11 protein-coding genes are annotated in these 15,355 nt (G+C 28.3%); 8 read left to right on the forward strand and 3 right to left on the reverse strand.

The window, feature by feature from the left end; genetic code table 11:
• Window positions 1-3 precede the first annotated feature (3 nt).
• Both I6E17_RS07345 and I6E17_RS07350 read right to left on the reverse strand, forming a co-directional pair.
• Window positions 4-1,179, reverse strand: coding sequence for a DUF819 domain-containing protein (locus I6E17_RS07345; protein WP_235236439.1), 1,176 nt, complete (start codon window positions 1,177-1,179; stop codon window positions 4-6).
• A 23-nt stretch (window positions 1,180-1,202) separates the two neighbouring features.
• Window positions 1,203-2,162, reverse strand: coding sequence for a M14 family metallopeptidase (locus I6E17_RS07350; RefSeq protein WP_235236440.1), 960 nt, complete (start codon window positions 2,160-2,162; stop codon window positions 1,203-1,205).
• Window positions 2,163-2,471: 309 nt separating this feature from the next.
• Between I6E17_RS07350 and I6E17_RS07355 the strand changes: the two genes are divergently transcribed.
• The 4 genes from I6E17_RS07355 (at window position 2,472) to I6E17_RS07370 (ending at window position 6,631) form a co-directional block, all read left to right on the forward strand.
• On the forward strand, window positions 2,472-3,662 hold the full coding sequence (locus I6E17_RS07355; RefSeq protein WP_235236441.1) for an aminotransferase class I/II-fold pyridoxal phosphate-dependent enzyme: 1,191 nt from the start codon (window positions 2,472-2,474) through the stop codon (window positions 3,660-3,662).
• A gap of 77 nt (window positions 3,663-3,739) precedes the next feature.
• A complete protein-coding gene (locus I6E17_RS07360; protein WP_235236442.1) occupies window positions 3,740-4,402 on the forward strand; it encodes a B3/4 domain-containing protein in 663 nt (220 codons plus the stop codon).
• Window positions 4,403-4,418: 16 nt separating this feature from the next.
• Window positions 4,419-5,303, forward strand: coding sequence for a DMT family transporter (locus I6E17_RS07365; protein ID WP_235236444.1), 885 nt, complete (start codon window positions 4,419-4,421; stop codon window positions 5,301-5,303).
• A 20-nt stretch (window positions 5,304-5,323) separates the two neighbouring features.
• Entirely contained in the window at window positions 5,324-6,631 is a 1,308-nt protein-coding gene (locus I6E17_RS07370; protein WP_235236446.1) for an MATE family efflux transporter, read from the forward strand.
• A gap of 66 nt (window positions 6,632-6,697) precedes the next feature.
• On the opposite strand, the gene I6E17_RS07375 is transcribed toward I6E17_RS07370, so the two are convergent.
• Window positions 6,698-7,504: a MerR family transcriptional regulator gene (locus I6E17_RS07375; RefSeq protein ID WP_235236448.1), complete on the reverse strand. Its 807-nt coding sequence runs from the start codon at window positions 7,502-7,504 to the stop codon at window positions 6,698-6,700.
• Window positions 7,505-7,841: 337 nt separating this feature from the next.
• Here I6E17_RS07375 and I6E17_RS07380 point away from each other — a divergent pair, with 337 nt between their 5' ends.
• From I6E17_RS07380 to I6E17_RS07395, 4 genes are all read left to right on the forward strand, one after another.
• Window positions 7,842-9,182, forward strand: coding sequence for an MATE family efflux transporter (locus I6E17_RS07380; protein WP_235236449.1), 1,341 nt, complete (start codon window positions 7,842-7,844; stop codon window positions 9,180-9,182).
• 110 nt (window positions 9,183-9,292) lie between these two features.
• Entirely contained in the window at window positions 9,293-10,612 is a 1,320-nt protein-coding gene (locus I6E17_RS07385; protein WP_176828649.1) for a hemolysin family protein, read from the forward strand.
• A 297-nt stretch (window positions 10,613-10,909) separates the two neighbouring features.
• Complete coding sequence (locus I6E17_RS07390) at window positions 10,910-13,741, forward strand: DEAD/DEAH box helicase (protein ID WP_235236450.1); 2,832 nt, start codon at window positions 10,910-10,912, stop codon at window positions 13,739-13,741.
• A gap of 243 nt (window positions 13,742-13,984) precedes the next feature.
• Window positions 13,985-15,316, forward strand: coding sequence for a butyryl-CoA:acetate CoA-transferase (locus I6E17_RS07395; RefSeq protein ID WP_176828647.1), 1,332 nt, complete (start codon window positions 13,985-13,987; stop codon window positions 15,314-15,316).
• Window positions 15,317-15,355: the final 39 nt, after the last annotated feature.

Genomic DNA, 15,355 nt, shown 5'->3' on the forward strand with positions numbered 1-15,355 from the left:
TATTTATAATACACGCAGAATTTGTGCTAAAATTAAAACAACATATGTTCCAACAATATTACCTATGAATCCCATTAAAACTCCGAAAGAAATATAATTAGGATTATGTTGGGCTGCTATAATAGGAGCAGAAGATACTCCACCAATATTAGCCATAGAAGCTACATGAGCTGTGAATAAATCAAATTTAAATATTTTACTAGCTAAAAGCATTCCAATAAGGTGTACAAACAAGAAAATGAAACAGAAAATAATAAATACAGGAGCACCAGTACATTCTTTTAAATTAGACCATGAAGCAGTATTAGCAAGACTTAAATATAAAAATACATTTGCAACTGTTGCAGCTGATTTTAAATGATGAAATCTAGTCATTCCTAATGAAATTCCTATAAGAGAAGAAATTAAAACTCTCCATGTTGAAATGCTCATAAAAGAATTTGTTGGCATTTTGCTAGAAATAAAATGTGTTATCCATGCTCCAGCAAAAGCGACAGCAGCTAGTGTTAATAATTCTGTAAAATTTGGTGCAGTATTATCTTTTTTTTCTTGTTCTTTTCCTATTCTTGCAGCTATTTCTTCCAAAACGGATGTATCTGCTTTCATTTTTTTATTAAACCAAGTAGTCATAGCATGACTACATGTAGAAAGTAAGAATGCAAACCAAATAGTATACCCAAAAGTATCCATTAAAACACAATATGCAAAATCACTACCAGTTACTCCTAAAGCAGCAGCAGCGGCATTCATATTTAATGTATCTCCTATAAATGTTCCAGCTCCAGCACCACATATAGCCCAAGCAAAATCAGGAAGCCATTTTTTTAAAACAATAAAAGCTACAATGAATCCAATACAAATAGAAATAGTTCCACAGAAAAATGCTAATATCATGCGAGGTCCTAATTTTAATACTTGTCTTACATCACAAGTCAATAAAAACATACAAAGCATTAAAGGTAAAAAATCTTTACTAATCATAGATCTTGCGCCATTTAGGCTATCAGAATTTCCATCAAAAAGTCCAAATGTAGCAAATAGAGACATTCCAACAAATATCCATAAAATTGCAGGGAATACTTGAAATAATTTTAAATGTCCATATTTATCAGTTATTATAAAAACTATTGCCATGAAAATAAGTAAAAAAGATATATAACCAAAGCCAGTTGTTATCATATTATCCCTCCTAATGTTTAAAATTAAATACCATATGTAATAATAGGATCATCTTTATTTATTGCTAGTGATGTTGTCATGAAAAGAATAATACTATCAAAATCAGAATAATATTCTGCTAAAGTTTTACCAAAAACATCTTTAATTTCTCCTATTTTTTGTCCTTTTTTTACTCTTTCTTCAAGCTTTACACAAGGATACCAGCAACCAGAAGTAGTCGCATCAAGATAAACAGCTTTTGTAATTAAGGTAGGTTTTTCTAAAATTGATATAGGAGTCTCTGGTAAAATTTGAAGGAAACGCATAATATTTTTAATATCATTTTTATAATTTTCAACTTCTTCTTTAGACCATAATCCTCTTCCGCCTCTTTCAATTAATAAAGATGGAATGCCTCTAATAGCAGCAGAATTATAAGCACCAGTAGTAGCACTTGATTTTACTTTATATTTAGCATTAAGAAAATTTGTAGCAAGCTCTGCATAGGCTAAAGCATCTTTATTTTCCCCTATACCTGGATAATATACATATGGAGGAAGATATTCATGAATATCTCCACCATGAATATCTAAATAGAAGTCTGCTTTATCTTGATATTCTGTGGTCAAAACATATGCAATTTTATCACCTAATGTTCCCTCTGGATTTCCAGGGAAAAGTCTATTTATATTTTTTCCATCTTCGGGAAGAATATAAGAAATTCTTGCATAGTAAGCTGAAATATTAACAGGATGTATTATTATTATTTGTCCTGAAATTTTTTGAGGATCAATTTCTTGAGCTAACTCTATAGCAGCTTCAATACAAGGATATTCTCCACCATGTATTCCACTTGTTATTAGTAAAGTCTTTCCTTCTTTACTACCATTAATAACAGTTAACGGAAAATTATAGTCTGTGTCTAAAACTTTAGCAAATCCTGTTTTTTTCTCTCCAGCAGAAACAATCAATCCTCCATAATTTATAGTTTCTTTTATATTCATAAAGCTCCCTCCAATCAGCAATTTTTAATATAACATAAAGTGTAACTATATGGCCAAAATAGTTTTCATGTTTTGTATAATAGAATTTTATTTTCTATAGTAACTATAGAGTCAAGAGTAAAAATAAAAAAAGTTCAAATTAAAAATAAATTGATTTATTTTTAGTCTAAAAAGCACAAAAGTAAACGAATAAATAATTTTAAAAAAGCTAAAAAAATATTTGACTCTATTGCTACTATATAGAATAAACTTACAATATAAAAGAAAAACAATTAAATTTCAATTAATTTTTTTAAGGAGGATTATAACATGGAAAGAAAATGTTCTGAAGCAACAGAATTACTTTACAGAGGAAGAAAAGTTAAAGGAATGGACTTTAATAAACCAGAAGCATTCCCATTATTTACAACAACAGCATTTACAATGAACAGCTTAACAGAAGTTAAAGAAGCATATGCAAAAAAATATACATATATAAGAACATGTAACCCTAACAGAGATGCTCTTGCAGATATGGTAACATTCCTTGAAGCTGGAGAAAAATCATTAATATTCTCATCAGGAATGGGAGCAATTACTACTACATTAATGACAATTTTAAAACCTGGTGATCATGTAATTTGCAACAGAAATATATATGGTGAAACATTTGATGTATTTACAAAATTAATGCCTAAATTTGGAATTAAAGCAGATCTTGTAGATTTTGATGATGTTGAAAACTGTAGAAAAGCTGTAAAACCTGAAACTAAATTAATTTATTCAGAAGTTTTTGCTAATCCTACATTAAATATAGCAGACATTCCAACTCTTGCAGAAATAGCTCATAAAAATGGTGCATTATTAATGATAGATAATACATTCTCTTCACCAATTGCTATTAAACCAATAAAATTTGGTGCAGATATAGTTATCAACAGTATGACTAAATTTATGAATGGTCACAGTGATGCAATCGCAGGTTCAATTACTTCAACAGCAGAAATAATAGATGCAATTCACCCTGTAAGAATGCTTTGTGGAACTCCTGGTGATCCACATGCAGCTCATGCAATGATGAAAAGTTTTGCAACAATGGATCTTCGTATAAAAAAACAAATGGCAAGTGCAGCTAAATTAGCTAAAGCATTAGAAGAAAACAAATATATATCTAAAGTAAACCACCCAAGTCTTGAAAGTTTTAAACACCATGATTTAGCTCTAAAACTATTTGGTTCAAATGAAACAATGAGTGGAATGATGAGTTTTATAGTTCCAGAAGATTCTGAAAAAATAGATAAATTTTTATTAAGATTAAACTTCGCTCACTATGCAATGACATTAGGAGGAGTTCGTACAACTCTTGTTCACCCAGTAACAAGTTCTCATAGCCATATGCCAGATGAAGCAAGAAGAGCAATGGGAATCACTCCAGGATTATTTAGACTTTCAGTTGGAATTGAAGATGTTGATGATTTAATTGCAGATTTTACTCAAGCTCTTGAAGTGTTTGGAGAATAATCTGATATAATTTATCAAACTGTTAAAGGGTGTCAAAAAAGACACCCTTTTATTATAAATATCAAAAAGGAGAGAATATGAGAATAGCGATAGATAACAGTGTAAAAGAAAAAGTTGAGAGTGTAAGGCTTGGATGTTTGATTTATGATACAGAGGTTAAAGAAAAGAATGAAGAGTTGTGGAGAAAGTTTGAGGATGAAATTTTTCCACAGCTTATCTCTGCAATAGAAGAAAAAGGAATCAGTGGAATTGAAAATGTTTCTTCATCTAAAAAAGCATATAAATATTTAGGAAAAGATCCAAATCGTTATAGAGTTTCTTCAGAAGCTCTTTATAGGAGAATAAAGCAAAGAAAGGGACTATATCAAATAAACACAGTAGTTGATGTAAATAATTTAATATCTTTAGAAACAGGTTTTTCAGTAGGTTCTTATGATTTAAAGAATGTAAAAGGGGATATTATTTTAAGAAAAGGAAAAGAAGGAGAAACTTATAAAGGAATAGGAAAAGATGATATAAATATAGAAAATCTTCCAATACTTACTGATAGTGAGGGAGCTTTTGGAAGCCCAACAAGTGATAGCACAAGAGTTATGGTTACATTAGATTCTAAAAAAATACTTACACTTATTTATTGTTTTTCAAAAAATGAAAATTTAAATATAACTTTAGAGAGTTCAAAAGTGTATTTAGAGGAATATGCTGGAGCAAAAAATATAGAATTATTTATAATAGAATAAAGATATGGTGGTGAAAATGAAAAAAATATCATATTTATTAGTTATAACAGCAGCTGTTCTTTGGGGAGCAATAGGTTTTTTTTCAAAGACAGCAGGAGGAATAGGATTTACTCCCATTGATATGTGTTTTATTCGTTCTGTTTTTTCAGTAATTATTTTGGGAGTTTTCTTTTTTATAAAGGATAGAAGTATTTTTAAATTAGAGAGTATAAAAGATTTAAAATATTTTGTAGGGACAGGAATAATAAGTTTTTCTCTATATAACTGGAGTTATATAGCTGCAATTAAAGAAACTTCAATGGGAGTTGCAGCAATACTTTTATATACTGCTCCATCAATAATAATGGTACTTTCAGCAATACTTTTTAATGAAAAAATAACAAAAGTAAAATTAGTGGCATTAATTATAACTTTTATAGGTTGTATGTTAGTTACAGGAATTTTTGAAGGTGGAAATATAATATCTTTAAAAGGATTTATATATGGAATTCTTTCGGGAATAGGTTATGGGCTTTATAGTATTTTTGGGAAATATGCTCTTAGAAAATACTCTTCAGTTACAGTAGTGTTTTATACTTTTTTAATGTCAGGAATTTTATTTAGTATATTAGGAAATCCTATTAATATAATTTCAAAAATAGGTGCAACAAATTCTTGGCTTTTCATAATTGCTTTTGCAGCTTTTTCAGCAGCTATTCCTTACATATTATATACTAAAGGTCTTTCAGGTATAGAAGCAAGTAAAGCATCAATTCTTGCTAATATGGAACCAGTAGTAGCATCAATTATAGGTATTGTCGTATTTTCAGAAGAAGCAGGATTTTTAAAGCTTTTTGGAATATTTATGGTAATAGGTGCTGTATGTATGATAAATTTAAGTGAAAGTTTTGAAAAAAAATAAAAGCAATTTGGAAGTGGCTTATGGAAAATAAAAATATAATAACACAAAAAGAATTTTTATATTTAATGATTCCATTTATCTTTTCAGCAGTGACACAACCTCTTCTTGGAGCTGTAGATGTTGCTGTTGTAGGAAGGCTTAATAATGCCAATTATATTTCAGGAGTTTCAATAGGAGCACTTATTTTTAATACAATATATTGGGTTTTTGGATTTTTAAGGGTTAGTACAACTGCTTTTAGTGCTCAAAGTATAGAATGGGAAAGTAAAGAAAAAGTTAGTGATGCTTTTTTTAGACCTTTATTTACAGCTTGTATAATAAGTTTTTTAATTATTATATTTCAAAATATAATTTTTAAAGGATCAATGAAATTTATAAATCCTGAAATAGAAATACAAAAAATAGTAAGTATTTATTTTAAAATATTAGTATGGGGAGCACCTTTAGTGCTTTGTAATTATGTTATTCTTGGTTGGCTTATGGGACAGGGGAATATAAAAGGTTCTGTAATGATGCAAATGAGTAGTAATATTTTAAATATAATTTTAGATATATTTTTTGTTACAGTTATGGATTTAAAAGTGGAAGGAGTAGCAATAGCTACTTTTATATCTCAAGGAATTTCAACTTGTCTAGGAATATATTTTATTCTTCCCTATAAGTATGAAAAATCTTTTAATATGAGAAGTATTTTAGATAGAAAAGAACTTAGAAAAGTTTTAAGTGGAAATAAGGATCTTATGATAAGAACAGTTTGTCTACTTATGCATGATAACATGATTATGGCAGCAAGTGCATCTTTAGGTGGTTGGATATTAAGTACAAATGCAGTTTTGCTTCACATACTTGAAATGATTTCTTACAGTTTTGAAGGTTTAGCTAATGCTTCAAGTGTATTTTCAGGCAGAGCTGTAGGTGGAAAAAATAAAGAATTAATGAAAGCAGCGTGGAAGAAAACAATTCAGTGGGGAATAGTTTTTGCAGTATTTACTTCAGGAATTTTTACTATATTTAATGATAATATAGTAAAAATGTTTACAGATATTCCTGAAATTATTTCTTTATCAGAAAAATATGGATTTTGGATTATAATTTTTCCTTTTATAAGTGTTTTAGGACTTATATTTTATGGTGTATTTACAGGAGCAGGATCAACATTTCCTGTTATGATTTCAACTGTAGGAGCATTTATAGTTTTTTTCTTTTCTTGGAAATTTACAATACCACTATATAAAAATAATGGTATTTGGTTTTCATTAATGACTTTTTATTTTTTTAGGGGGATATTTTTAGTTCCAAATTTAAAAAAACTTTTAAAAAAAATATAATCTTAAAAAAGGTTACTGCATTGTGTGTATACTGCAATAACCTTTTTTATTATTTAAAAGTAAAATTTATTCTTGAGGAATTAAAATTTGTACTTCATAGACAGCTCTTGAATATTCATGCAAGCTATTTTCATATTCATTTGCAAGGACAATAGCTGGTTTCTTTTTTCCTTGAAAGAAAAGTTTTGTTAAATAAGGATTCCATCCTTCGCTTAAAATTCTTGCTTTAAAACATAAGTAATCTCCAGCAGGAATTTCAAGAATATTTTTTGAATGTTCTTCAGGTGCATCTTTTATAAACATTCCTAAATAAAGTGGTTTTAATTCACCATTCATTAAAGCATCGTAATCCAGAATATATGAAAATTGTCTCATATATTTAAGGTGTTTACATTCGTTACTGTTTCTAATTTCATTGAGTCTTATATGAAAATCTTCTTTTGGTTCATTTTCTATAATTTTTGTTGCTACTATATGTCTTTCTTCAAGATGAAGAATATAGGAGTGATCATCTATACTTCCTTCTCCTACATAAGTGAAATAATCTTTATACCATTTAATACTATCGATAGTATCCTTTAATTTACTTATTTCTTCTTCTAAAGAATTTTTACATTTGTCTAGGTATTTTACAAGAATATCTATATTATCTTCAGCCAAAATTTCTTTTATTTCTTCAAGAGATAGACCGAATTTTTGAAGATATTTTATTCTATCAATAAAGTGAAATTGATTGACAGAATAATAACGATATCCTGTAGAAGGATTTATATATTTTGGAGCAAGTAAATTAATATTATCATAATGTCTTAATGTTTGTACGGAAACTCCCATTATTTCAGCAACTTCACCAATTGAGTATAAATCTTTCATTTTTTCTCCTTTCTTTGAAAAAATAATGTCTTGATGATAAATAAATTATATCATTTTTACTTATAGACATACAAATATAGAATAAGATTATTTTTTATATTTAAAATAAAAAACTTAGATATAGAAATTAAGATATTTTTATTTTATTATACTTAGTTATGAATAAATATATAAATATAAATAAAATATAATATATTTTTATCTAATATATATATTCTAGATTTTACAAGGATATTTTTATAGAATGTATATTTTTTTAAGATTTAAATTGAAATTTTCCTAAAATTATGTATAATAATATGGCAATATATAAAATGACAAATTAAGGGGAAACATAATGAGAAAAAAATTAGATTTAGAAAAAGGAAATCTTTCAGAACTTTTCATAAGTTTTGCTATGCCAGCTACCATAAGTTTGATTATGACATTTTTGTATTCAGTAGCTGATGGTATTTTTATCACAAGAGGAGTAGGAAGCAATGGGATTGCTGCTGTAAATATAGGATATCCAATTATTAATTTTACAGTTGCTTTAAGTCTTATGTTTGGAATAGGGGGAGCAACTCTTATAACTTTTAAAAAAGGGAATATCAGACTTCAGAACAGATATTTTACACATATAATTTTTCTGAATGTAGTTGTTTATATTATAGTGGCAGCAATAATATTTTTATTTACCAATCCAGTGATGATGGCACTTGGAGCAAGTGAAGAACTTCTTCCTATGATTAAAGGATATATGTATCCATGTACTGTATCAACTTCTTTTTTAATGATAGCCACATCTTTAAATGCTGTAGTAAGAAGTGACAATGCACCAAAAAGAGCAATGCAGTCAACTCTTATTGGAGCTGGAATGAATATAGTTTTGGACTATCTTTTTATTTTTAAATTTCATTTAGGAATAGAGGGGGGAGCTTATGCTACTGCCATAAGTCAGATAGCTGCAGCAATATATCTTTGCAGACATTTTGTTGGTTCAACTTTTAAATTGGATTTATCTTGGAGAAAATTAAATTTTAAAATAATGAGGAGAATAATAAATATAGGTTTTCCTTCATTTATATTAGAATTTGCTGTAGCTGTTATCACTGTTTTATTAAACATAGCTTTTATGAAAGAAGCAGGGGTTTTTGCAGCATCAGCTTATGGAATTATTTCATATAGTTTTATGCTTTTCAGAATGTTGTTTACAGGTCTTTCTCAAGGGATACAACCTATTGTAAGTTATAATTATGGAAAAAGAAATTATGAAAGGACAAAGGAAATTCTTGCTTATACTCATAAAGTAACTTTTGTAATTTCATTGATATCATTAGTTTTAATTATATTCTTTGGTAAATACATGGTAAATATTTTTACTTCAGACAAAGAACTGCTTAAAGAGTCAGTAAAAGGATTTATACTTTATTCAGCTGCTCTTTCATTTTTAGGATTTAACTTTGTAAATATAGCTTATCTTCAAGCTATTGATAAACCAAGAATATCAAATGTAATCTGTATGTCAAGAAGTTTTGTTTTTGTATTTATTGGGCTTTTAATTCTTCCAAAATTTTGGGGGATAAATGGAATTTGGCTTTCACTTCCTTTTGCAGATTTTGTAACAGCAATATTAACATTGCCATTTTATAAGAAGATAACAAATAGTTATAATGAAGCTTTAAAAAACAAAGCTTAAAAACTAAAAATTATTAATGTAAAGATAATGTAAAAAAATTTGAAAACATGGAAAATAAAATATATAATGAATTTTAATTATAAGTTAAATATAAATTCAGGAGGTTTTTTATGGACGAATCGGACACGGCAAATATTTTTTCTCAGTTATTATTGCTTATTTTTTTAACATTGGTAAATGCTTTTTTTGCCAGTGCAGAAATGGCAGCAGTTTCAGTTAATAAGAATAAGATTAAAATTCTTGCAGAAAATGAGGATAACAAGAAAGCAAAATTAATTTTAGAACTTTTAGAAGAGCCTACAAAATTTTTATCAACAATTCAGGTAGCAATAACATTATCAGGATTTTTAGCAAGTGCTTCAGCAGCTACAAGTTTTTCTAAACCTTTAGGTAAACTTCTGACACAATGTGGAATATCATATCCTTATAATGAAAATATATCTCTTATTTTTGTAACAATTATTTTATCTTATTTTACACTTGTTTTTGGAGAGTTAGTTCCTAAAAGAATAGCTTTACAGAAAGCTGAATTTATAAGTTTATTTTCAGTAAAAATGATACTTACTATTTCTAAAATAACTTCTCCGTTTATAAAGCTATTATCCCTTTCAACTAATTTTGTTCTTCATATATTGGGAATGAAAGATGAAAAATTAGAGGAAAAAATCTCAAAGGAAGAGATTAAATCTATGATAGAAGCTGGACAGGCTAATGGTGTTTTTAATGAAACTGAAAAAGAGATGATAAATTCAATTTTTGAATTTGATGATATCACAGTGGGAGAAATAATGACAGCGAGAACAGATGTTTTTATGGTAAATATAGATGTTCCTGTGTCTGAGTACATTGATAATCTTCTTTCTAAAAAGTATGCAAGAGTTCCTGTTTATCAAAATACATCTGATAACATTATAGGGACTTTACATCTGAAAGATTTAATAATAGAAGCAAGAAAAAATGGATTTGAAAATATAGATGTAAAATCAATTATCCGTAAACCTTACCTTATTCCAGAAAGTAAGAAAATAGATGAACTTTTTAAGGAAATGCAGAAGAGTAAAAAATCCATGGCAATTATCATAGATGAATATGGTGGATTTGCTGGAATAGTTACAATGGAAGATTTAGTGGAGGAAGTTATGGGAGAAATAGAAGATGAACATGATATAAGTTCTCCTCAGATAACTAGAATTGATAAATTTACATATATAGTAAATGGGCTTATTTCTTTAGATGAGTTAAATGAAAAATTTGGAACAGATATTGAAAATCATGGGTATAATACATTGTCTGGATATATAACTTCAATTATTGGAGTAGTTCCTAATAAAACTTATGAAGGAAAAGAACTTGAAATAGATAAATTAAGATTAAAAATAGAAGAAACAAAAGAAAATAGAATTGAAAAAGTAAAAGTAATATTAAAATAATTATAGAAAGAGCTGTTACATTTTCTAATTTATAAAAATAAAGTTTTAGAGTATTGAAAATATTTTTGTAATTTATGCAGTGAGTTGAACGCTGAAAAATGACACTGTTTGAACGAAGTGAGTTTGTCATTTTTAGTGAAACGAACAATATAAATAAAAAATATTTTCACAAGATAAAACTTTATTTTTATAGATTTGTAATAGCTTTTTTTATTTATAAAGAATTATATAAAAAGCTGTTTTGATTTTATGTTTCAAATGGTAAAATATTCTTGAAAAATATCAAGGAGGAAAAATTTGGAAAATATTTTACTTGAAAGTTTAAAGACAAGTCTTTTAGATACCAATATAGAATCAAGCCAAAATTACCAGCATAGGCTTTTATGTAATAAAGATGAAAAAATAATAATAGATTTAAGGAAAGAACTGGAAAACTGTGATGAATTTATAATCTCTGTAGCTTTTATAACTGAAGGAGGGCTTTCTCTTATTCTTGAACAGTTAAAAATTCTTGAAGAAAAGGGGATACAGGGAAAAATTCTTACAGGAGATTATCTTACCTTCACAGAACCTAAAGCTCTTAAAAGAATTTTAAAGTATAAAAATATTGAGCTTAAAATTCTTTCAGGAGAAAAATTTCATGCAAAGGGATATTTTTTTAAGAGAGGTAATCTGTGGACAATGGTAGTTGGCAGCAGTAACCTTACACAGCAGGCTCTTACAGTAAATTTTGAATGGAATCTTAAAATAAATTCATTGGAAACAGGAAAGACTGCCTGTGATATTATAGGGAAGTTTAATAAAATCTTTAATAATCTTCCAAAAACAGATGAAAAAATCATTGAAGATTATGAAATAGCATATAAAAAGGCAAAAGAATATGAAAGGGAGAGAAAGAAGACAAGAGAGAGGGAAAAAGAAAGAAATATAACTCCTAACATAATGCAGGAAAGAGCACTTGAAAGCCTTAAAGATTTAAGAAAAAAAGAAAATAGAGGTCTTCTTATAAGTGCAACAGGAACAGGAAAAACATATCTTTCAGCCTTTGATGTAAAAAATGCAAATCCTAAAAAAATTCTTTTTACTGCTCATAGAAAAACAATTCTTCAGAAAGCAAGAAAGACTTTTGAAAGTATAATGGGAAATTTAAAAACAGCAATATATGGAGAAGAGGATATATCAGGGGCAGACTGTATTTTTGCAATGATACAGACACTTAGCAGAGAGAATCACTTAAAAAAATTTTTACCAGAAGAATTTGATTATATAATAGTTGATGAAGTACATCACAGTGGTGCAAAAAGTTATCAGAAAGTTATAAATTATTTTAAGCCTGAATTTATGCTTGGAATGACAGCAACTCCAGAAAGAACAGATGATTTTGATATATATGGACTTTTTAATCATAATATAGCTTATGAAATAAGACTTTATGATGCTTTGGAAGAAAATCTTCTTTGTCCTTTTCATTATTTTGGTATATCAGATATTATTATAGATGGAGAAAGTATAGATGAAAAAACTGCTGTTAAAAAACTTGTGATGGAGGAAAGAGTAAATCATATAATAGAAAAAAGCAGATATTATGGTTATAGTGGAGATAAACTTCATGGGCTTATTTTTGTTTCAAGAAAAGAGGAAGCTGAAATTCTATGTGAAAAGTTTAATGAAAAAGGTGTAAAAACAGCTTTTCTTATAGGGGACGACAGTGATGAAAAAAGAGAAAAAACAATAGAACAGCTTGAAAAAGGAGAGATAGAATATATAATCACAGTGGATATTTTTAATGAAGGGGTAGACATTCCATGTGTAAATCAAGTTATTCTTTTAAGACCTACAGAATCTTCTATTGTATATATACAACAGCTTGGAAGAGGGCTTAGAAAAGATCCTGATAAAGAATTTGTTGTTGTTCTTGACTTTATAGGAAACTATGAGAAAAACTTTTTAATTCCAACTGCAATTTCTCAAAATAACAGCTTTGATAAGGATTTTATGAAAAGATTTCTTATGAATGGAACAAATATGATTCCTGGAGAAAGCTCTGTTATCTTTGAAGAGGTTGTAAAAGAAAGAATTTTTGAAAATATAGGTAAAACAAATTTTTCTACTAAAAAGAATATTGAGCATGACTTTAAACTCCTAGAAAAACAACTTGGAAGAATTCCTATGCTATATGATTTTTTTGAAAGAAATATGATAGAACCTTCTGTTATTTTAAAGTATAAGAAAAATTATGATGAGGTTTTAAGAATTTTAAAGCCAAGAGAAGAATTCCCATACCTTTCAGATGAAGAAAAAAATTATCTTACATTTCTATCTTCATTTTTCACACCAGCTAAGAGAGTGCATGAGATGGTATTTTTAAATGAATGCTTAAGAAGTGGAAGGATAACATCTGCTTTTGGAGAAGAGATTCTTTTTGAAAAATATGGGCTTAAAAATCAGAAAGAAGCAGTTTTAAATGCACTTAAGCATTTAGCAAAGGAGATTTTTAAAAGCTTATCAACTGCCAAAGAATTTAATCCTATATTTATAAATAAAAATGGAGTGTATGAATTATCTTGTGGCTTTAAAGAGTGCTATGATAAAAATAGTTATTTTAAATCCCTTATAGATGATTTAATAAAATATAATTTGGCTTACACTGAAAAAAATTATAAGCAGAATGAAGAAGAAACGATTTTAAAGTATAAGGAATATACAAAACAAGAAGCTTTCTGGAATCTTAACCTTGATTTTAATAATGGATATCAGGTAAGTGGATACACAGTTTTTGAAGAGGAAAAAAAGGTAATGCTTTTTATAACTCTTGAGGATACAAATCCTCTTTCAAACTATCAAAATAATTTTATAGATTCTCAAAGATTTCCATGGTTTTCAAAAAGCAACAGATGTCTTTCAAGAAATGGTATTTTAACAGCAGAAGGAAAAATTGCTGAAAACATTTATACAATGTATGCTTTTGCAAAGAAAAAGTCAGGAGAGAAATTTTATTATTTAGGAGAAGTGGAAAAGGTTTTAAATGCACAGGAGATAGAGGGAAAAAGAGGAGAGCCACTTGTAAAATATGAGCTTAAGCTTAAATATGAGGTTAAGAAAGAACTTTTTGATTATTTACATGGATAAAAAAATTATAAAATAAAATTTTATATTATGAAAATTATTTTCTATTTTATAAAATTTTATTTCATAAATTTATAAAAGGTGCAGTAACTTAAAATCTGTTATAGTACAACGAAAATAAATCTTGTATGTGTCTTAAAAAATATGATAAAATAATTGTGTATATCTTGAATGTAAAGAAATAATACTTTTGCAGTAATATTGAGACAAAAAATATTAATAACTTATAAGGAAGTGATGTATAAAATGACAACTTTTGAAAAAGAGTATCAAAGCAAATTAGTTTCGGCTGACGAGGCAGCTGCAGTAATAAAATCAGGAGATTTTGTTGACTATGGTTGGTGTGCTGCTACAACTGATGCAGTAGATGCTGCTCTTGCAAAAAGAATGCCTGAACTTAAAGATATAAAATTAAGAGGAGGAATTCTTTTAAAAGAGCCTGCAGTATTTAAAATTGATAAACCAGAAGAACACTTTACATGGAACTCTTGGCATATGACAGGAATTGAAAGAAAAGCAGCTGCTAAAGGTTTCGCTTTTTATGGACCTATCAGATATTCTGAGCTTCCAAGATATTACAGAGACGGAGGAGCAAAAGTTGATGTTGCTGTAATGCAAGTTGCTCCAATGGACGAAAAAGGATTCTTTAACTTTGGTGTAAGCCCTTCTCATATGATGGCTGTATGTGAAATGGCAAAAACTGTAATAGTTGAAGTTAATGAAAAAATGCCAGTATGTTTAGGTGGAATGGAAAACTGCATCCACATTTCTAAAGTAGATATGATAGTTGAAGGAAATAACCCTGATATAGCTGTTCTTCCAGGACCTACTCCATCAGAAGTAGATATGAAAGTTGCAGAACTAATCGTTGAAGAATTATCAGATGGTTGCTGTGTTCAACTTGGAATAGGAGCAATGCCTACAGCTGTTGGATCTCTTATTGCAAAATCAAACTTAAAAGACCTAAGTGTTCACTCTGAAATGTATGTTGACGCTTTCGTTGAAATGGCTAAAGCTGGAAAAGTTACTGGAGCTAAAAAGAATATAGACAGATTCAGACAAACATTTACATTCGCTGCTGGTGGAAAAGAAATGTATGACTACTTAAATAACAACCCTGAAATCATGGCAGCACCAGTTGATTATGTAAACGATGTAAGAGTAGTTTCTTCTCTTGACAAATTCGTTTCTATAAACAATGCAGTTGATATTGACTTATATGGACAAGTTAATGCTGAAAGTGCTGGAATAAAACCTATAAGTGGAGCAGGAGGACAACTTGACTTCGTTCTTGGAGCTTACTTATCTAAAGGTGGAAAAACATTTATCTGCTTATCTTCAACATATAAAACAAAAGACGGTCAATTAAAATCAAGAATCAGACCTACTCTTGAAAATGGATCTATCGTAACAGACACAAGATCAAATGTTCAATATGTTGTTACTGAATATGGAAAAGTAAACTTAAAAGGTAAAGTAGGTTGGGAAAGAGCAGAAGCTTTAATAAGCATAGCTCACCCAGACTTCAGAGAAGAATTAACAGAAGCTGCTAAAAAAATGGGACTTTGGAGAAAATAATAAAATAAAAATAAAGGGGCTGCAATAAAGCAGTCCCTA

It is taken from the genome of Fusobacterium perfoetens (genome assembly GCF_021531595.1).
GTDB lineage: Bacteria > Fusobacteriota > Fusobacteriia > Fusobacteriales > Fusobacteriaceae > Fusobacterium_B.

Bases quoted from the DNA above. Each gene is read 5' to 3' on its own strand.
- I6E17_RS07345 (WP_235236439.1), bottom strand. From the start codon at position 1,179: ATGATAACAACTGGCTTTGGTTATATATCTTTTTTACTTATTTTCATG.
- I6E17_RS07350 (WP_235236440.1), bottom strand. From the start codon at position 2,162: ATGAATATAAAAGAAACTATAAATTATGGAGGATTGATTGTTTCTGCT.
- I6E17_RS07355 (WP_235236441.1), top strand. From the start codon at position 2,472: ATGGAAAGAAAATGTTCTGAAGCAACAGAATTACTTTACAGAGGAAGA.
- I6E17_RS07360 (WP_235236442.1), top strand. From the start codon at position 3,740: ATGAGAATAGCGATAGATAACAGTGTAAAAGAAAAAGTTGAGAGTGTA.
- I6E17_RS07365 (WP_235236444.1), top strand. From the start codon at position 4,419: ATGAAAAAAATATCATATTTATTAGTTATAACAGCAGCTGTTCTTTGG.
- I6E17_RS07370 (WP_235236446.1), top strand. From the start codon at position 5,324: ATGGAAAATAAAAATATAATAACACAAAAAGAATTTTTATATTTAATG.
- I6E17_RS07375 (WP_235236448.1), bottom strand. From the start codon at position 7,504: ATGAAAGATTTATACTCAATTGGTGAAGTTGCTGAAATAATGGGAGTT.
- I6E17_RS07380 (WP_235236449.1), top strand. From the start codon at position 7,842: ATGAGAAAAAAATTAGATTTAGAAAAAGGAAATCTTTCAGAACTTTTC.
- I6E17_RS07385 (WP_176828649.1), top strand. From the start codon at position 9,293: ATGGACGAATCGGACACGGCAAATATTTTTTCTCAGTTATTATTGCTT.
- I6E17_RS07395 (WP_176828647.1), top strand. From the start codon at position 13,985: ATGACAACTTTTGAAAAAGAGTATCAAAGCAAATTAGTTTCGGCTGAC.